Below are 18,942 nucleotides of genomic sequence, written 5' to 3' on the forward strand. Positions count from 1 at the left end.
GATTCCTTAAAGCTGGGGCGGCGGGGAGTCGAATCAGAATCGGGCGGGAGTCAAATGGATTCCAGGTTCCCCGACCTGCCAAAACAAAAATGCGAAAACAACCCCATGCACAGTAGGGAAGTCATTGATATCTCATACGTTCTTACCCTCCCCTGGAGGGGTCCGGGACGAGCGTAGCTCGCCCGTGGTCGATCGCGCGCAGCGCGAGCGGGGTGGGGTGATCTTTCCGCCCGGCACAGCGCCCGTGGGGAGAGATCACCCCACCCCGTCGCACATTTCGCTGCGCTCATGTGCGCCGACCCTCCCCTCCAGGGGAGGGTTAAGAACTGCTACTGCGTCTTGGCGACGCGTGGCGGCTGGGGGGAGGTGATGAAGCTCGTCGCTTCCAGCATCGCAGGCCCCAAGGGCGTCGGCACTTTCAGCCAGAACGGGACCAGGATGCGCGTTCCCGCCACCGGCGCAAAGGCGATCTCGATGTTGCGCTGGGCGGCGAGGTATTTGATTACGGGGCGGTCGGGGATGTAGCCGGCCACGGGCACGAAATAGAGCGCGCAGACCACGACCGGGCCCTTGTATCCCTTCTCGGCCTTCACGCTCTCCATGCGCTTGAAATCGAGTTTCAAGTCGTAGCGCATGCGGCCGTCGAAGACGGGCGCGCTGTTATGGCAGGCTTCCGGCGACACCGGATCGCCATTGCCGGGCACGCGCAGCAGCGAGGCCGTCATCGGGTCCCAGACGCCGCGGCGATGCGCTTCGGTGACGACGATGCGATCGGGGTCGACCGGCGGCTCCGGCAGGATCGCAAAATCCTTCACATTGCCCTTGTCGAGCGTGATGCGGATCTCTTCGGTCTTCTTCGAGGTGGTGGTGGAGGCCTGATAGCCGGTCGCAACCAGCGCGCCGTTGACGACGCGGCCCTGCGAGGCGCCGGTGCCCGAGCCACCCGCGAACGATTTCAGCAGCCCCGTGGTGCCGCCGGAGGCCGCGGCGGCGAACACGTCGTCCTGGATGTCGATGTTCCAGGCGCCCTTGCCGACGGGAATGCCTGATAACGTCGCCTCATATTGCGCCTCGAGCTTGCCTTGCGCCGCTGCCGGCGCCGCCCCCCACGCCAAGGCGAGCCCGCACAGCGCCGCCAGGGCCAACTGGCCGGCGCGCCGCCGCGGCGGATGAGAGGTCAGGATATTCACGAAGCCATCCAATGGGGCCGTCAGGCCTTGTTAGTTAAGCCAAAAACAGCGGCAAACAATGTGCTGGGCGCCAAAAGCGGCGGAACTCCCCAGGACTCTTCGGCCGCGAATACGCCCTTTATGTGATGGTAAGGCGTTCCGATCATTGCCGTTTTGGTGATCGGGGAAGGTGTGGTCGCGGGCGCGGTCACCTCTCCCGCTTGCGGGAGAGGTCGCGCGAAGCGCGGGTGAGGGCTCTCTCCTTTGGGGGCACTGTCGCGACTGCCCCTCCGCGGAGACAGCCCTCTCCCCAACCCTCCCCCGCGCGCGGGGGAGGGAGCGCACCGCGGGTGCCGCGCGAGATCCCGGGTTCGCGCTCCCCGCGCCCCGGGACGACGGGCCAAAAACGGCCCGTCGCCTTGACGTCCCGCCCCTTCCCCCCTATACGTCCGCCCGCTCCCTGCAAGGACGAAAGAATTTGCCCCCGTGGCGCCCCGAATGGCGGCCGCAAATCGTTGGGGGCTCGAACCTGAGGATTTCTACCATGTCTCGCCGCTGCGAACTGACGGCCAAGGGCCCCCTCGTCGGCCACAAGGTCAGCCACTCCAACATCAAGACCAAGCGTCGCTTCCTGCCGAACCTCGTCAACGTGACGTTCATCTCGGAAGCCCTGGAGCGCAACGTGCGCCTGCGCGTCTCCACCAACGCGGTCAAGAGCGTCGACCATAATGGCGGCTTAGATGCCTTCCTGCTCAAGGCCAGCGCCGACGTCCTGTCGCCGCGCGCCCTCGAGCTGAAGCGCGCCATCCAGAAAAAGGTCGGCGACGCGCCGGCGAAGAAGGCGAGCTAAGATTTCAGAATTGGGCGGGGGCTAAGTTGCGTCGCGTGGCGTAGGCTTAGCCAGTAGAGTTGCGTTGCGGCCGGATCGGAAGATCCGGCCGTTTTTGTTTGGGAAGCTTTGCTCTTCTGCAACTACAGAGCGCGGCGTAAGCTAACTGCGCCTCGAATCAGATAGAGCAATGGACGATATCTCAAAGGACCTACTTCAGATAAAGTTTAGAGGGCGAGCGATTCCGCCTCATAAGGCAATAATTGCTCCGGTAATTGGAGCTCGAAATGTTCTGACGAACAGCCCGTGGACATACGTTGCCTTGTGGCTCAAAAGAGGAGGCAAGGACAAGGCACTCCTCTATTGGCAGCAAGCGCAGGAATTCCACAAGGTATCCCTCGGCCTTCCTCCTCAATCGGCACCTCTGCTGCTTTACTATTCTTTCTTGAATGCAACGAAGGCGCTTCTATCAGCCAAGGGAATTGTATTTAACGAACGTCACGGCGTTTCAGAGCACACTCCGGCCTCGCAACGAGGAAGTTCCTCTCTCAATCACCTTGGCATCAAAATCCAGCAACATGGAGTATTGCCAAGCCTGTCGACTTACTACCAAGAATCCGAAACCAACAAGACTCACACTCTTCAAGAACTATTCTTCAACATGGTTTTCATACACCGAACCTATTGCCTAACCTATACATCGCAATCCGAAATGTTTATTCCAATCGCTAACTGCGGTTTCGTTGCAGATAGGCCATCCAAGCAAGTATATTTTCGCGCAGACATTACGAAGAACATTCCCTTCGCGACGGCCGTTAAGCGACTCCCAGTCCTTTTTGTTGCCGACGAGAAGTTTGGCCCTCGGGCAATTCGGTCTGTAGCCTCCGCGGCCTGCCAAAAGCCCGGTAAGTTGGGCGCGAGGGCTCTAGCCAACATTGCCGATCTAAACCAGAGCCTGCGCAGCGAGTTATTCTTTATAAACGGCACGGAGCCACTTTGGTACATCAGGTCTCGAACGCGCGGCCCAAAGCGCATTGAACGCCAACTGCCTACGCTCATCTTAGGCGCGATGCACCGGCTCAGCGAGATCAGCCGTTATAATCCGCCGCAGATGGCATCCCTCCTAGCTGGACAGAAGAATTGGTTACTAAGCGAATTTATTCAGATGTCTGCTGAACAGTTCATCGACGAGATTGCATCGGAGCTAACAGGCATTCAATTCCTAGTTCCAAACATCCGGGCAGCGAGCTGATGAATATCTACATCGCGTGCGCTCTGACCCACGTTCCGCGCTCGCTGTTTGACGAGCATGTCGCCTTTATTCACGAGTTAGCCAAAAGACTCCGGGAGAATGATCCAACCGCAGCAGTCAAGTACGCCCTCGTAAACAGTGACCCTCAACTCGCCACAAAACCGGAAACCGAGCGAGCTCGACTTTGCTATCTTTGGGATCGAGCAATGGTGGAAGAGGCTGATCTAGTCATCGCTGAAGCCAGCTTTCCATCCACCGGTCTTGGCATCGAACTCCAGTTAGCAGAATCCAACGGAAAGCCAGTTATTCTCTGCTTTCGCGATATCGGGACCAACAAGGTGGCATCGGCCTCCTATGAGAATCCCGATCACAGTCATCATGAATTGCAGGTCGGCCAAGGTCTCGTAACATTGATGGCCTTGGGAATCCCAACAATCTTTCGGACTATTCAATATTATGGGCAGAACGACGGCATTACGCGCATTGTTGAAGCAACGAATTCTTTACGCCAATAGTCGTTTCGACGAAGCCCACTTTGAGTGGCAGACATCGTGAAGATATCCAAAGTCATCATCAAGAACTACCGCTGCTTATCTAATAGCCAAGTTACGCTGAACGAGCACCTGAACATAATTGTTGGCGACAACGAGTGCGGGAAATCGACTTTCCTAGAAGCAATTCACCTAGCATTGTCCGGACAGTTAAACGGTCGCCCCATTCAAGCCGAACTCCACCCACACCTCTTCAACGCCGAAGCGGTGAGGCAATATGTCAAATCTTTTGGCAGTATGTTTTCCAAGGCTCCGCCAACGATCCTAATCGAACTCTACTTTCTTGATGACCCAGGGATCGCAAGATTTAGGGGAAAGAACAATTCGCTGCGGCAGGACGCCGCTGGCGTAAAGTTATTGATTGAGTTCAACGAAGAATATCAGGAAGAATATGCCGAGTACGTAGCAGACCCGACAATTATAAGAACGATACCTGTCGAATACTATGTCGTGCGATGGCGCGACTTTGCTGACAACGACATTACAGCGAGATCGATACCGATCAAATCCAGCTTCATTGATGCCAGCACGATAAGAAACAACTCCGCAGCAAGTCGCTACGTTCTTGATCTTGTTAAGGACGGCCTGAGTAAAAAGGAGCAGGTCGATCTCGCTCTCTCATATCGATTGATGAAGGACGAATTTCTCACGGACGAGCGGGTGCGTGAAATAAATGGATCGCTCGACCAAAAGAAGGGAATCGTATCTCAGAAGACACTGTCGATTTCCTTGGATACATCGTCGCGAGCAAGCTGGGAGCTGAGCGTCGTTCCTCACCTTGATGACATTCCGATGCCGCTTGTAGGTAAGGGGGAGCAAAACAGCGTTAAAATCAAACTCGCGATGGAAGCCTCAGCGCAGTCACACGTATTTCTTATTGAAGAACCAGAAAACCACCTCTCGTTTTCGAACTTAAGCATTCTCATCAGCCACATCTCGACCAGATTAAGTGGTCGACAACTAGTACTGACAACTCACAGCAGCTTTGTGTTGAACAAGCTTGGAATGGATTCTGTATTTCTGTTCAGGTCGGGCAATGCAAGACCTCTAAAGGATCTACCCAAAGACACGTACAATTACTTCATGAAGCTGCCAGGATACGACACCCTTCGGCTCATCTTGGCAAAGCGGGCGATCTTAGTTGAAGGCCCCTCCGACGAACTCATCGTTCAAAAGGCATTTCTAATGCGCTTTGGCAAGATGCCCCTCGCGATGGGAGTAGACGTGATCTCGGTAAGCTCCCTCGCCTTTAAGCGTTTCATAGATATCGCAGCTCTTCTTTCCATCGACGTAGATGTCGTTACTGATAACGACGGAGACGTCAGCAGACTTGAAAAGAGGTACAAAGACTACTTCAATTTCCCTTCAGTCGAGTTCGAATATGACAAGGATGAGACAGCGAAGACGCTGGAGCCGCAATTGGTCAAGAGCAATGGCCTGGACATCGTCAATTCCATTATTGGAAAGTCATTCCAGACCGCGGAGGATTTGCTCTCTTACATGGCCGACAACAAGACTGAATGCGCTCTAAAATTCTTCGAGACTGACCATTGTTGGACGATTCCGACCTACATCAAAAATGTTGTCCATGAATAACGTGGTGGTATCCGCTGCCGGCGGAGGAAAAACCACTAGAATTGTCACCGAAGCCCTTGGAGAGACCACAAGGCGCTGCGCTCTAGTAACTTATACCCAAAATAATGTCGCTGAGATCAAAGGGAAGATCTATCAAATCAATCGCTGCATCCCAGCACATGTAGAAGTATGGTCATGGTACTCCTTTCTGCTCCGCGAACTTGCTCGACCCTATCAATCGAGCCTAATCGGCTCTCGGATACGAGGAGTTCATTGGACTCAAGGGCGATCTGACAGATACGCCAAGCAGACTGAGATCAAACGTTTCTACTTCGGAAATCAGGGCCTTATCTACTCCGACAAGATCGCGCAGTTTGTACTCGCCTGCAACGAAGCGTCCGCCGGCGCCGTGATCCGCAGGCTGGAAGAGCGCTTTGATATGATCTACATCGACGAATTTCAGGATCTCGCCGGCTATGATCTCGATTTAATCGAGTTGATTTTGCGCTCACGCGTACAAGTGAACCTTGTTGGTGACCACCGACAGGCAACATTTCGCACAAACAACTCCGTTAGGAACAGCGCCTATTCCGGCATCAAGGTCATTAAGAAAGTTCGAGAGTGGGAAAAACTCAAACTATGCAAGACCACCTACCAAGCCGAGACCCATCGCTGCAATCAGGGCATTGCCGATATTGCCGATGGTTTCTTTCCGCGGGAGCCCAAGACGAGATCACTCAACGATAAGCTAATCGGCCACGACGGAGTCTTTGCCGTTAATAACAGCGATATAGCAGCCTACCTTGAAAGATTCCGACCGCAAGTACTCCGCCTGGATGTCAAGACAGATTGCCACGGCTACGAGGCGATGAATTTTGGCGAATCGAAAGGACTCACCTTTGAACGAGTCCTAATATTTCCGCACAAGCTCGCCAAATCTTGGCTGGCTAGTGGCGACATCAGACACGTGGAAAAGTCGGCCTCGAAAATGTATGTCGGAGTTTCTCGTGCCCGGCACAGCGTCACGTTTGCCTATGATGGTGCTCTAGGGGTAACTGGAATTGCGCGGTACGTTATGTAGATTCATTGTTCTCGACCCAGCTAGCAAATGCGTGTTGTCCAATTTTCCCCATTTTCCGCTATACTTGCCCAGATAGCATCACCCGGAGGCGCATTCCGTGGAGCACGCACCCAACACCGACCGCAAACCCGAGCCGAAAACCTCATCATCTGCTGTGAGGTACTGGCAACGAGATCAGCGAGAACATCTCCAACGTCCTGAAAATCCGCGGTCGGCACGGTGACGGCACTTGTAAACAACACCCCTCGCGCGTTAACCGTGCATTAACCAACGCAGCCTAGCCTGCGGTAATCGTCCAGCCATCATTAGCCCGAAATGCCGTCCCGGTTCGCTCCAGGAGAAGCGCCGATGTGCGTTGCATTGTTGACGTATGCCGATCTCAGTGCCCGCCTCGACATCTCCCGAGAGGCCGCGCGTTCGCTTGCGCGACGCCGCCATTTGCCGCGCTCGCGGTCGGAGGACGGCAAGGCCCTGGTCAGGGTCGATTTCGCCGACCTCCGCTACACACCCCGCCCACGACGCGTCCGCCGGGCAGACCCGATCGATGTCTCCCTGGCGAAGATCGAGGCCATCAAGATCCAGGCCTTCAAGGCGGAGGTGGCGCGGCTCGAGGCCGTCGCAACCGCCTACAGGGCAGTATTCGAGCGCGAGCGCGAACGTGCCGATCGCCTGGCCGTCGAGCTGACGCAGGCGGCCGCCGAGACGACCGCCGCCAATGCGTGGGCGGCACGACTGGAAGACGAAGTGGCGGTTCTCCAGGCCGGTCGCCGGGCGGGCGGCACGATCGCGGGGCAAGCCGCGCTTCGATTGGGACATCTGGCCGCTGCGATCGTGCAGGCAGACCGGGCGGCTCGCAGGTAACACTCGAGACTCATCTCCATCCCCGGCTTGCCGGAGCAATCACGAGGGAAGTATGACTGGCACCACCGATATCCACGAAATGAAGGCCCGCATTGTCGTGTTTGGCGTGGGCGGCGCCGGCGGCAATGCGGTCAACAACATGATCACAGCCGGGCTGCAAGGGGTCGAGTTCGTGGTCGCCAACACCGACGCGCAGGCGCTTGCGATGTCGAAGGCGAGGCGCCTGATCCAGCTCGGCACACAGGTGACCGCAGGCCTCGGCGCCGGCTCGCAGCCGGAATTGGGCCGCGCCGCAGCCGAAGAGGCGATCGATACGATTCGCGATCAATTGACCGGCGCGCACATGGTGTTCGTGACGGCCGGCATGGGCGGCGGCACCGGCACCGGGGCTGCCCCCATCGTCGCCAGGATCGCACGCGAGCTTGGCATTCTCACGATCGGCGTGGTCACCAAGCCGTTCTACTTCGAGGGCCAGCGCCGCATGCGCTTTGCCGAAGCCGGCATCGAGGAGCTGCTGAAGACGGTCGACACGCTCCTGATCATCCCGAACCAGAACCTGTTCCGGGTGGCCAGCGAGAAGACCACATTCGCCGATGCCTTCGCCCTTGCCGACCAGGTGCTTTATTCGGGCGTCGCCTGCATCAGCGACCTCATCGTCAAGGAAGGCCTGATCAACCTCGATTTTGCCGACGTCCTCTCCGTCATGAAGGAGAAGGGCAAGGCCATGATGGGACGGGGCGAGGCTTCCGGCGAGAAGCGCGTGCTTGCCGCCGCCGTGGCCGCGATCTCCAATCCATTGATCGAGAATCCCTCGATCAAGCGCGCCAGTGGCCTCATCATCTCCATCACCGGCGGCAAGGATCTCATGCTGTACGAGGTCGACGAAGCCGCGACCCGCATTCGCGACGAGGCCGACCCGGACGCCAACATCATCGTCGGCGCGTCGTTTGATGACAGCCTCGAAGGCATCGTCCGCGTCTCGGTGGTGGCGACCGGAATCGATAATCTCGACCCGGCGCAGCAGGCGCAGCCGGTGGAGACCGCCCTCACGCAGCTCGCCGGCAGGCTGCGCAACGACGGCCGCCGTATCGCCGATCGCATCGAGCGCAGTGCGCCCCTTGCGCAGGTGGAAAGTCCGCCGCTCCGCCCGCAGCCGCACCACCCGGTGGGGCCGCCGGCAAGGCCGAGCCTGGAACATGCACGCCAGCCGGCCGACCGGCCGCTCGATCCTTACGGCCGCACCGCTATGCGCAATGCGCCCGACGAGGCCGTTCTCGACGTCCCGGCCTTCCTGCGCCGCGCCGCCAACTGAACGGTGGCAGGAGGGAGTTACGGTCGTCACCGGGGCGCGACGACATCGCGAGCTATGATGCGCCATGGCGCATCTGAGCATGCATCGAACCGCGGTGATTGTTGAGCAATGGATTCTCGGGCTCGCGCCAAGAGGCGCACCCCGGAATGACGGAGCGGCTTGCGGAGAAGGCTATCGCATATGACAGTTGGAGGCTGCCGGATGAGTTCGGCCTGCATGGTTCGAGACGCCCGCTTTGGCGGGCTCCTCACCATGAGGGTTTGATATCGCGCCGCCAAACGAGACCTCATCCTGTGGAGCCCGCCGACGGCGGGCGTCTCGAAGGATGCGCCGCAAGGAAGCCACCCGCCAGGTTCACGCTGCCGTGCTGCGGGGGCCCTCCTGTGTTTCCTTCTTCCGACTCCTTATCGCGGGACAGCCACGCCGGAAAACGTAGCAGGCGTTCGTTGCTGTCTTTCGTCAGCTCGATGACGGAGCGGCTTGCAGAGAAGGCTATCGCATATGAGAGTTGGAGGCTGCCGGATGAGTGGCGGGCTCCTCACCATGAGGGTCTGATAGCTCGCCGCGAAACGAGACCTCATCCTGAGGAGCCCGCCGAAGGCGGGCGTCTCGAAGGATGCGCAAGGAAGCCAGCCGCCAGTTCACGCTGCCGTGCTGCGCGGGCTCTCCGGTGTTTCCTTCTTGTCCGTCTCCTTGTCGCGGGACAGCCATGCCGGAAAACGAAGCAGGCGTTCGTTGCTGTCTTTCGGCAGCTCGATGGCAGGTTCATCGGGCGAACTCGGGAGGTCCAGCGCGACGTGGCCGGTTCGCACCGCATCCGCGCGCTGATCCAGTTCGCGCAACAGAGGATCGAGCACACTGTCGATTTCGGTCGCCACCGACACCAGGAAACTATTGAGCTCGCGCGCCTCGGGCACGATTGCCGCAGCCGATTCGATCGCCTTGGAGAGGCCATCGACGACGGGCGCAAACGCGCCGGCGGCTTGCTTGATTCGGGTTTTGATCGCTTCGATCTCGACCAAAACGCGCTCACGCTCCCGCCTTTTCTTCTCCTCCGAAAGGCGGGCTTCAATTTCGGCGATCTGGGCCGTCAGGGTCGTGGCTTCGGATGCGAGTGCATCGCGTCTTCCGCGCGCGCGCTCGAGATCGCGGCTGAGATTGTCCACTAAGTCGTCCTTTCCAAACATGGCTTTGCTCCGTACGACAGCCGTTTTGGTCCGTAGGACGGCCGTGGCGCGAACCGCCAGCCTGGCAAGCTCAGCAAAGGCTGGACGGGCCGAAACAGGCATCAACTTCGGTCGCGTCACATGGGCCGACATGGTGATCCCCCACTCGTCCACATTAGGCGACGGCATGGTTAACAAGTGGTTAATGTCAACAGAAGATAAATGAGGCACCACGCCGGCGGCGCCGGCTTCGTCTCCTCGCTGCCATCCATTTCCGCTATACTGCAGTCGCATCACCCGGAGGCGCATCCCATGGAGCATGCAGCCAGCACCGACCGCAAACCCGAGCCGAAAAACCTCGTCATCTGCTGTGACGGCACCGGCAACGAGATCAGCGAGAACATCTCCAACGTCCTGAAGCTCTATCGCTGCCTGCGCAAGACCGACAAGACGCAGCCGCGGCAGATGGTGTTTTACGATCCGGGAGTCGGCACGGTGACGGAGCCGACGACGTGGCATCGCTGGAAGGCCAATATCAATATGGTGCTGGGGCTCGCCACCGGCTATGGGCTCGATCACAACGTGCTCAGCGCCTATTGCTTCCTGGTTCAGCATTACGCAGCCGGAGACAAGATCTACCTGTTCGGCTTCTCGCGCGGTGCCTATACCGTGCGGGTGCTGGCGGGGCTGATCCACAAGCTCGGGCTGGTCTCGCCGGAGCAGGTGAACCTCGCGGGCAGCGGCCTCATCGCCTACAAGCAATATTCCGGCACCGGGCGCGGCAACGACGTCGAGGACCTCAGCGACGTCACTTTCGACGATCAGGGGCCGCTACCGAAAGACCAATTCGACCTCGCAGCGCAGTTCGCGCGCATCACCTCGACGCGCTGGCCGACCATCCACTTCATCGGCGTCTGGGATACCGTGGCGAGCGTGATCGTGCCCCGCGCCGACCGGCTGTATTGGCCGAGCTTCGAGGAGCTCGCCTTCACGCTGCGCAATCCCAGCGTCAAAATCTTCCGGCAGGCGATCGCGATCGACGAGCGGCGCTGCATGTTCCGCCTCAAGGCGTATGACGCGCCGCAGGAGTTCTGGAGCAACCGCTATGTGCCGGACGAGAAGAAGGTGCCGCAGGACATTCTGCAGGTGTGGTTCGCCGGCGTGCATGGCGACGTCGGCGGCGGCTATCCGGAAGCCGAGAGCGGGCAGTCGAAATATCCGCTGCTGTGGATGATCGAGGAGGCCGCAAAGGCGGGGCTGAACTTCAACCCGCGCACGGTGAACCAGCTCGCCTTCGGCATTCAGCGCAAGAACTCGCCGTTCAGCTATGTCGCGCCTGCTTTTACCGGGAAGACGGGCGAGCTGCACGATTCCATGACGGCAGCTTGGCGGCTGCTGGAATATTTGCCGAAGCGCGCGAAGTACAAGGAGTGGCCGGAGCGGAAGGTGGTGCTCGGCTTCTACATTCCCGATAGCGAGCCGCGCGTCATTCCGGAAGGCGCGCATGTGCATGAGAGCGTGGTCAAGCGGATGGCGGTGGGGCCGGACTATCGGCCGGTGAATCTGCCGAAGAGTTACGTGACCGTGCCGATGCCGGTGGGGCCGCATGGGGGAGACGATGCGGGCATACTGCCACTCTCCCCTGGAGAGGGAGGGTCGGCTCACATGGAGCGGAGCGAAATGTGAGACGGGGGGTGACAGTCTCTCCACGCAAGCGCTGTCCGTGTGGGGAGATCACCCCACCCCGCTCGCGCTGCGCGCGATCGACCCTCCCCCTCCAGGGGAGGGTGGCAGCCCGCTACCGCCGCTTTGTTCTTTCGCCGCTACTTTTCGTTAAAATTCTCAAGCCTGCTTTAGCGGGATCGCATCATCTCTCTTCCAACATTGGAACCGATCCCCGCGATATCTGCGGAATTGGAGGAGAGTGCCAATGTATCCGCGCAAATATGCCCGCGTGAAACCTTCGGGATTGGTGTCGCGCCAGGCCAAGATCATCACCGACCCGCGCGCGCCGGTGATTCCCTGCACGCTGATCGACTATTCGCCCGGCGGGGCCTGCGTCGATCTCGGCGGACAGGTGAGCATTCCCGATCGGTTCGAGCTCTTGCAGGTCAACACCAAGAAGCGCTGCCGCATCGCGTGGAAGCGCGGCACGCGGGTGGGCGTGGTGTTCTAGGGCCGAAGGCCGAGATGCCCCGCTTACCCTCCCCTGGAGGGGAGGGTAAGAGCCGCGCTACGCCCGCATACGCGCCTTCGTCCCCGCGACGATCTGCATGGCGACACCGCCGATCCAGCCGAGCAGAGCGAGCCAGGTCCAGGCGATGTGCGGATCGAGGCGGAGCACGATGACGGCGACGGAGGCGAGCGCGGTAAGCGTGGCGCAGAGCGTGCCGGCCGAGCTCAAAAACTCCGCGGCGTCGATCTGGCTGTGCGCCTCGTCGAACGGCATTTGCGGCGTGTCGATCCCGATATAGAAGCCGATGAAGCCGAGCACCATCATCAGCAGCAAGAACCCCTGCGTGGTGAGCGTGGGGATCGCCGATCCCACATAGGCGCCGACGAACAATCCGCACGCCGCGCCCGCCATCGCAAGACCCACGCGCTCGAACACATGGGCAGTTTTGCGAACACCAAAACGCATGGCCGGCCTCCGTGAGCCGTTGAGGGGACGGAGGTTAGGCCAGTTTTGCGGGAGGTGGAAGGTGAGCGGGGTTACGGATGCGTGAGTTTACTCCCCCGCACGCGGCGCCGCATGCGGGGAGAGGTGAAGAAATCACCGCGCCCCGAACGTGGTCCTGCCGAACAGCGCCTTTTGCGTCGAGGGCTGCGAGCGCCAATATTGCGGCGGGGCTTCGACTTCGCCGCCGAGCTCGGCGGCCGCGTGCCAGGCCCAGCGCGGGTCGTAAAGCATGCCGCGGGCGAGCGCGATCATGTCGGCCTTGCCGGATGCAACGATCTCCTCGGCTTGCCTGGCTTCGCTGATCAGGCCGACGGCGATGGTCGGCAATTCGGTCTCGCGCTTGATCGCCTCTGCGAACTGCACCTGATAGCCGGGGCCGAGCGCAATCTTCTGCTGCGGCGAGACGCCGCCGGAGGAGGCATCGATCCAGTCGACGCCGCGCGCCTTCAGCGCTTTCGCAAATGCGATGGTCTGCGCCAGGTCCCAGCCGCCCTCGACCCAGTCGGTCGACGACACCCGCATGCCGACCGGCTTGTCAGCAGGGAATGCGGCGCGCACCGCATCGAACACCTCCAGCGGAAAGCGCATGCGGTTTTCGAGGCTGCCGCCATATTCGTCGGTGCGCCGGTTCGAGATCGGCGACAGGAACTGATGCAGGAGATAGCCGTGCGCGCCGTGCACCTCGATCGCGTCGATGCCGAGGCGGGCGGCGCGCTTTGCTGAGTCGGCGAAGGCGTTGCGGATGCGTTTGAGGCCCGCGGCGTCGAGCGCCAGCGGCGCGGCCTCGCCCTCCTTGTGCGGCACGGCCGACGGCGCAACCGTCTGCCAGCCGCCGTGTTCAACCGGAATCAGCTGGCCGCCCTCCCAGGGCCGCGCGCTGGAGGCTTTGCGGCCGGCATGGGCGAGCTGCATCGCGATGGCCGTCGAGGAATATTTGCGCACCGAATTGAGGATCGGCTTCAAGGCCGCTTCGCAGGCATCGCTGTAGAGCCCGAGACAGCCCGGCGTGATGCGGCCGATCGCCTCGACATGCGTCGCCTCGATGCAGAACATCGCCGCGCCCGACAGGCTGAGATTGTTGATGTGGGTGAAGTGCCAGTCGGTGGCGACGCCGTCGTCGGCCGAATACTGGCACATCGGCGACACCACGACGCGATTCTTCAACGTCAGGCCGCGCAGCTTGATCGGGGAAAACAGAACGGACATGCGGGGAGGTTCCGAAGGATGGAGGGGCAATGGCAGGAGTGTAGTGAGCGACGTGCGGATTGCTAGGCGCGCGGGGGAATGGCCGATAGTGGCGCCACGCATTGCGCTGTTGGCTTGGCGCGAGCCCGCCTCCGCATCGGCAATGACGGGGAGAGACCGCCGGCTATTCCACAAGCGTAAACTGCAGCAGCAGGGTCCGCTGGAGCATCGAGAAATTGTCGTCGGAGATCAGGGTCAGCACGGTCTCGCCCCCGGCCGTGACGTGGGCGTCGATGCCTTCCATGTTGTCGATCTCGTGGCCGAGATCGGCGGCGAACAGCGTGAGGCCGTCGACCAGCGCACCCGGCGCGATTGCCTTGAGCGGGATCGCGCGGATGCGGATATTGACGCCGGTGAACCAGGAGAATTTGCGCTCGAGGATGAGGAGATCGCCAGAGGGCAGCAGCACGGCGTCGCTGATGTCGAAGTTTTCGGAGCGCCGCACGCTGAACTGGCCCGGGGCCGGGCCGCCGATCAGGAAGGCTGTGAGGTTGCCGTCGGCATCGAGCCCGCGCTCGGAGAAGGCGATCAGCGTGCCGGCGAGCGGCTGGCTCTGGCCTTGCCCTTTCGGCACGATGACCATCGCCTCCAGCCCCTTGTTGGAGGGCAGCTTGCGCAACGCCGGCGGCACGGCAATCACCTCGCCGCGGGCGCGGGTGCCGCCCTTGGCGAAATCGTAGCGCAGAATCTGGTTGACGCGCTCGAGCCCGACATAGACGAGGTTGCCGTCGCGCGCGAGCGCCTCGGTGTCGTACCAGAGCCGCTTGTCCGTGATCGGCCGCCCGTCCGCACCGAGCAGCGGCGCGGCCTCGACGTCTGCGAGCCCAACCATCTCGCGGCCGGAATAGCGGATGGCACCGGTGAACCAGCCGCCCTGGTCGGAGATCGCGAGGAAGCGTTCACCTTTGTTGTCGAGGAAGCGGAGGCCGGACAGGCCGCCAAATCCGCGATAGGGCGAGGTCAGCACCAGGCCGCTGCGAAAATCCAGCGAGCCGAAGCGCGTGCGCGCGCGGTCGCGCGGCTCGAAATTGGGGATGGTGCGCGCATTGACCTCCACGCTGACGGGCGCGGCGACGGCGTGCTCGAGGTGGAGCGCGCGCGGCGGCGGCTCGATCGCAGGGTGCAATTGCGCCTGCGCTCGCGCCAATCGCGGCATCGTCAGAATGGAAAATCCCGCCGCCGCGTGGCCGAGAAAGCTGCGGCGGGACGAAGCTGCGCTCACGAATGCAGTTTGCGGCGCTGCCGGCTGGCCGGCTGGCTCGGCGCGGTGTTGGTCTCGCTGAAGAGTTCGGCGAGCTTCTCGGTGATGGCGCCGCCGAGCTCCTCGGCGTCCACGATCGTCACCGCGCGGCGGTAATAGCGCGTCACGTCATGGCCGATCCCGATCGCGATCAGCTCGACCGGCGAGCGGGTCTCGATCTCCTCGATGATGTGGCGCAGGTGCCGCTCGAGATAGTTGCCGGGATTGACCGACAGCGTGGAATCGTCGACCGGCGCGCCGTCCGAGATCATCATCAGAATCTTGCGCTGCTCGGCCCTCGCCAAGAGGCGCTTGTGCGCCCAGTCCAGCGCCTCGCCGTCGATGTTCTCCTTGAGGAGCCCCTCGCGCATCATCAGGCCGAGATTTTTCCGCGCACGACGCCAGGGGGCGTCGGCGGATTTGTAGATGATGTGGCGGAGATCGTTGAGGCGGCCGGGATTGGCCGGCTTGCCAGCGGCAAGCCAGGCCTCGCGCGATTGCCCGCCCTTCCAGGCGCGCGTGGTGAAGCCTAAAATCTCGACCTTGACGCCGCAACGCTCCAGCGTGCGGGCGAGGATGTCGGCGCAGGTGGCGGCGACCGTGATCGGACGTCCGCGCATCGAGCCGGAATTGTCCAGCAGCAGCGTCACCACGGTATCGCGGAACGTCGCCTCCTTCTCGTGCATGAAGGACAGCGGGTGATAGGGATCGGTCACGACGCGCGACAGCCGCGCGGGATCGAGGATGCCCTCTTCGAGATCGAACTCCCAGGCGCGGTTCTGCTGCGCCATCAAGCGGCGCTGCAGGCGGTTTGCGAGGCGGGCAACGATGCCTTGCAGGTGCGCGAGCTGCTTGTCGAGATAGGCGCGCAGCCGCTCCAGCTCGTCATGGTCGCAGAGGTCTTCGGCGGCGATGACCTCGTCGAATTTCGGCGCAAACGCATGGTATTCCGGCCCGCGCGGCTCGTTGGCCCCGCGCGAATTCGGCCGCGTCGCCTCGCCCGGCGTCTCGTCGTCGCCGAGTTCGCCGTCGTCGAAGGTGTCCGAAGTCGAGGCCTGCGCGCTTTCCATCGCGCTCTCGCTCATCTCCTCCGACGTCGCCTCGGCCTGGTCGGCGCTCATCTCCTGCGCGGCGTCGGAATCGGGCGAGCCTTCGGCGCCGGACTGGTCGTTGTCGCCGTCCTGGTTCTCGTCGTTCTCGTCATTGTCCTCGGTGTCGGCGTTACGCTCGTCGCCGAGCTCGAGCGCCGACAAAAGATCGTGCACGGCATCGCCGAACCGGGTCTGGTCCTCGAGCACGCCGTCGAGCCGGTCGAGCCGCTTGCCGATCTTGTCTTCGAGAATGGGACGCCAGAGGTCGACCATCTTCCTGGCGGCCGCCGGCGGCGCCATGCCGGTCAGGCGCTCGCGCACCAGCATCGCCAGCGCGTCGGCCAGCGGCGCATCGGCGCGGTCGGTGATCTCGTCGAACTTGCCGCGATGGAAGTGATCGTCGAGCATCGCGGTGAGGTTTTTCGCAACGCCCGCCATGCGGCGCGCGCCGATCGCCTCGACCCGCGCCTGCTCCACCGCCTCGAACACGCCGCGCGCCTGCGGATTGCCGGGCATCAGCTTGCGATGCACTTTCGGATCGTGACAGGCGAGCTTGAGCGCGATGGAATCGGCGTGGCCGCGCACGACCGCGGCGTCCCGCTTGGTCATCTTGCGCGCAGGCTCGGGCAGCCGCGCCTTGCCGGGCGCAAGGCCCGGGCGCTCAGCGGCGAAGGAGACGTCGAGCTCGGGCGTCTTCGCGATCGCCTTGAGACAGGAGGCGACCGAGCGCTTGAACGGCTCGGTCGGGGCTTCCTTGCTGCTGCGGAATTTGGAGTTGGAGGTGGTCATCTCACCCTATCCGTCGTCCCGAAAGGCCGGGACGACATCTCAAACCTTTAGCTCAGCGCCACGTTCACCGCCGATTCCGGCAGCTCCGCGTTGAAGCAGCGCTGGTAGAACTCGGCGACCAGCGGGCGCTCGAGCTCGTCACATTTGTTGAGGAAGGTGACGCGGAAGGCAAAGCCGATGTCGCCGAAGATGTCGGAGTTTTCCGCCCAGGTGATCACCGTGCGCGGGCTCATCACCGTCGACAGATCGCCGTTGGCGAAGGCGTTGCGGGTGAGGTCGGCGAGGCGCACCATCTTGTTGACGATGTCGCGGCCCTCCTGGGAGCGATAGTGCTTGGCCTTGGCCAGCACGATCTCCACTTCCTCGTCGTGGCTGAGATAGTTCAGCGTGGTGACGATCGACCAGCGGTCCATCTGGCCCTGGTTGATCTGCTGGGTGCCGTGATAGAGACCGGAGGTATCGCCGAGGCCGACGGTGTTCGCCGTGGCGAACAGCCGGAACGCCGGATGCGGCTTGATCACCTTGTTCTGGTCGAGCAGGGTCAGGCGCCCCGAGACCTCCAGCACGCGCTGGATCACGAACATCACGTCCGGGCGGCCGGCGTCGTATTCGTCGAACACCAGCGCGACGTTGTTCTGCAGTGCCCAGGGCAAAATGCCGTCGCGGAATTCGGTGACCTGCTTGCCGTCGCGGACCACGATGGAGTCCTTGCCGACCAGGTCGATACGGCTGATGTGGCTATCGAGGTTGACGCGCACGCAGGGCCAGTTCAGCCGCGCGGCGACCTGCTCGATATGGGTGGATTTGCCAGTACCGTGATAGCCGGTCACCATGACGCGGCGGTTGCGGGCAAAGCCCGCGAGAATGGCAAGCGTGGTGGCGCGGTCGAAGCGGTAGTCGGAATCGACTTCGGGCACGTGAGGATCGACTTCGGAATAGGCCGGGACTTCGAGATCGCTGTCGATTCCGAACACCTGGCGCACCGACACCTTCATGTCGGGCAGACCGGAAACTTCCTCAACTTTGGACAGAGCGGCGGTCGTCATCAATCCTCCGAGGTCCCGGGCGGTCCCGAAACCGGTTATTTGCACGTTGGCTGCGGCTGGGTGCTGAAAATCAACCTATCAGAGACAACGAGCGGGCAGAAGCCCGCCCCCTAATCAAAGTTCCAGTGTCTTTTCATTTAGATAGGCAAGGAACGCAGTTTTTGGAGGGCTGCCTTGCGAATCACGCTCGAATTTCGGGCGGTTGACCCCTCTGCCTGCGCGGATGGCCCTGTTGCCGCATGCACTTACCCATGTAGGGTCTGACTTCCAGTGCTCCAGCCCACCATAGAGACGACGTGACATCCTTCCTCGATCCCCTCATCGCCTTCGTCTCGGCCCATGCGTGGCTGGCTTATCTGACCCTGTTTCTCGCGGCGCTGCTCGAAGCGGTGCCGGTGGTGGGGTCGGTAATCCCCGGCTCGACCATCATCCTGGCACTGAGCGCGCTGGTTCCGGGCGGCGAACTGAAGCTGCCATGGGTGTTGCTGGCGGCCGCACTCGGGGCAGTGCTCGGCGACGGATCGGCCTATTGGATCGGGCACCGGCGACAGCGCGAGATCCTCAACACCTGGCCGCTGACCAGCTACCCGCGCGTGGTCGAGCAGAGCGAGAATTTCTTCCATCGCTTCGGCACCTGGGCGGTGTTCTTCGCCCGTTTCGTGCCCCCGATCCGCGCCTTCGTGCCTGTTACCGCGGGTGCGCTCGGCATGGCGCCGGCGAAATTCTACGCGGTGAACATCCCGGCGATCCTGGCCTGGGCGCCCGCGCATGTGCTGCCCGGCGTGCTGGCGGTCTCAGCGCTCCACGAATATGCCGGGCTGCATCATCACGGCCATATCGGCAAGCACATCTGGATGCTGACGGTGGTAGGGGTGGCGATCGTGCTTGGCGTGGGAGTGTTGATCCATCGCCGGCGCAACGGCGGTAGCATCGCGGCGGCCAAGCCGCGGGCGTAGATCTTACCCTCCCCTGGAGGGGAGGGTCGGCTCACATGGAGCGCAGCGAAATGTGAGACGGGGTGGGGTGAAGGTCTCTCTACGTCGAACACTGCCCGC

17 protein-coding genes are annotated in these 18,942 nt (G+C 61.6%); 10 read left to right on the forward strand and 7 right to left on the reverse strand.

Features of this window, described 5'->3' with window-relative positions; translation table 11 throughout:
• Positions 1–329 precede the first annotated feature (329 nt).
• Positions 330–1,139, reverse strand: coding sequence for a DUF3108 domain-containing protein (locus IVA91_RS08640; protein ID WP_247276442.1), 810 nt, complete (start codon positions 1,137–1,139; stop codon positions 330–332).
• 574 nt (positions 1,140–1,713) lie between these two features.
• Between IVA91_RS08640 and rpmB the strand changes: the two genes are divergently transcribed.
• The 7 genes from rpmB (at position 1,714) to ftsZ (ending at position 8,630) form a co-directional block, all read left to right on the forward strand.
• Positions 1,714–2,019 (forward strand): 50S ribosomal protein L28, encoded by a 306-nt coding sequence (gene rpmB / locus IVA91_RS08645; protein ID WP_247276313.1) that lies wholly within the window; start codon positions 1,714–1,716, stop codon positions 2,017–2,019.
• A 169-nt stretch (positions 2,020–2,188) separates the two neighbouring features.
• Positions 2,189–3,250 (forward strand): YaaC family protein, encoded by a 1,062-nt coding sequence (locus IVA91_RS08650; RefSeq protein ID WP_247276312.1) that lies wholly within the window; start codon positions 2,189–2,191, stop codon positions 3,248–3,250.
• The gene (locus IVA91_RS08655) at positions 3,250–3,765 is read left to right on the forward strand and encodes a nucleoside 2-deoxyribosyltransferase (RefSeq protein ID WP_247276311.1); all 516 of its coding nucleotides are present in this window, start codon (positions 3,250–3,252) and stop codon (positions 3,763–3,765) included. The genes IVA91_RS08650 and IVA91_RS08655 overlap by 1 nt, the downstream gene beginning before the upstream one ends.
• A gap of 24 nt (positions 3,766–3,789) precedes the next feature.
• Entirely contained in the window at positions 3,790–5,397 is a 1,608-nt protein-coding gene (locus tag IVA91_RS37075) for an AAA family ATPase (RefSeq protein WP_247276310.1), read from the forward strand.
• Complete coding sequence (locus tag IVA91_RS08665; protein WP_247276309.1) at positions 5,390–6,457, forward strand: UvrD-helicase domain-containing protein; 1,068 nt, start codon at positions 5,390–5,392, stop codon at positions 6,455–6,457. Before IVA91_RS37075 ends, IVA91_RS08665 begins: the two co-directional genes overlap by 8 nt.
• Positions 6,458–6,805: 348 nt before the next feature.
• Complete coding sequence (locus IVA91_RS08670) at positions 6,806–7,318, forward strand: hypothetical protein (RefSeq protein WP_247458541.1); 513 nt, start codon at positions 6,806–6,808, stop codon at positions 7,316–7,318.
• A gap of 52 nt (positions 7,319–7,370) precedes the next feature.
• Positions 7,371–8,630: a cell division protein FtsZ gene (gene ftsZ / locus IVA91_RS08675; protein ID WP_247276307.1), complete on the forward strand. Its 1,260-nt coding sequence runs from the start codon at positions 7,371–7,373 to the stop codon at positions 8,628–8,630.
• A gap of 641 nt (positions 8,631–9,271) precedes the next feature.
• Here the strand turns inward: ftsZ and IVA91_RS08680 are convergent.
• The gene (locus IVA91_RS08680; RefSeq protein ID WP_247276306.1) at positions 9,272–9,949 is read right to left on the reverse strand and encodes a hypothetical protein; all 678 of its coding nucleotides are present in this window, start codon (positions 9,947–9,949) and stop codon (positions 9,272–9,274) included.
• A gap of 159 nt (positions 9,950–10,108) precedes the next feature.
• Between IVA91_RS08680 and IVA91_RS08685 the strand changes: the two genes are divergently transcribed.
• Positions 10,109–11,482, forward strand: a complete 1,374-nt coding sequence (locus IVA91_RS08685) for a DUF2235 domain-containing protein (protein ID WP_247276441.1) — start codon at positions 10,109–10,111, stop codon at positions 11,480–11,482.
• Between the two features lie 244 nt (positions 11,483–11,726).
• Positions 11,727–11,972, forward strand: coding sequence for a PilZ domain-containing protein (locus tag IVA91_RS08690; RefSeq protein ID WP_247276305.1), 246 nt, complete (start codon positions 11,727–11,729; stop codon positions 11,970–11,972).
• 57 nt (positions 11,973–12,029) lie between these two features.
• Here IVA91_RS08690 and IVA91_RS08695 read toward each other — a convergent pair whose 3' ends face one another.
• The 5 genes from IVA91_RS08695 to cobS all read right to left on the reverse strand — a co-directional run bounded on the left by IVA91_RS08695 (position 12,030) and on the right by cobS (position 17,887).
• Entirely contained in the window at positions 12,030–12,437 is a 408-nt protein-coding gene (locus IVA91_RS08695; RefSeq protein WP_247276304.1) for a hypothetical protein, read from the reverse strand.
• A 132-nt stretch (positions 12,438–12,569) separates the two neighbouring features.
• Entirely contained in the window at positions 12,570–13,682 is a 1,113-nt protein-coding gene (locus tag IVA91_RS08700; protein ID WP_247450037.1) for an NADH:flavin oxidoreductase/NADH oxidase, read from the reverse strand.
• 163 nt (positions 13,683–13,845) lie between these two features.
• Positions 13,846–14,943 (reverse strand): esterase-like activity of phytase family protein, encoded by a 1,098-nt coding sequence (locus tag IVA91_RS08705; protein ID WP_247276302.1) that lies wholly within the window; start codon positions 14,941–14,943, stop codon positions 13,846–13,848.
• The gene (cobT, locus tag IVA91_RS08710; RefSeq protein ID WP_247276301.1) at positions 14,940–16,841 is read right to left on the reverse strand and encodes a cobaltochelatase subunit CobT; all 1,902 of its coding nucleotides are present in this window, start codon (positions 16,839–16,841) and stop codon (positions 14,940–14,942) included. The genes IVA91_RS08705 and cobT overlap by 4 nt, the downstream gene beginning before the upstream one ends.
• Before the next feature lie 47 nt (positions 16,842–16,888).
• Positions 16,889–17,887 (reverse strand): cobaltochelatase subunit CobS, encoded by a 999-nt coding sequence (gene cobS / locus IVA91_RS08715; protein ID WP_247276300.1) that lies wholly within the window; start codon positions 17,885–17,887, stop codon positions 16,889–16,891.
• Between the two features lie 296 nt (positions 17,888–18,183).
• On the opposite strand from cobS, the gene IVA91_RS08720 reads away from it, so the two are divergent.
• Positions 18,184–18,843: a DedA family protein gene (locus IVA91_RS08720; RefSeq protein ID WP_247276299.1), complete on the forward strand. Its 660-nt coding sequence runs from the start codon at positions 18,184–18,186 to the stop codon at positions 18,841–18,843.
• The last annotated feature ends 99 nt before the right edge of the window (positions 18,844–18,942 follow it).

The sequence above is a fragment of the Bradyrhizobium sp. 153 genome, assembly GCF_023073835.1.
GTDB lineage: Bacteria > Pseudomonadota > Alphaproteobacteria > Rhizobiales > Xanthobacteraceae > Bradyrhizobium.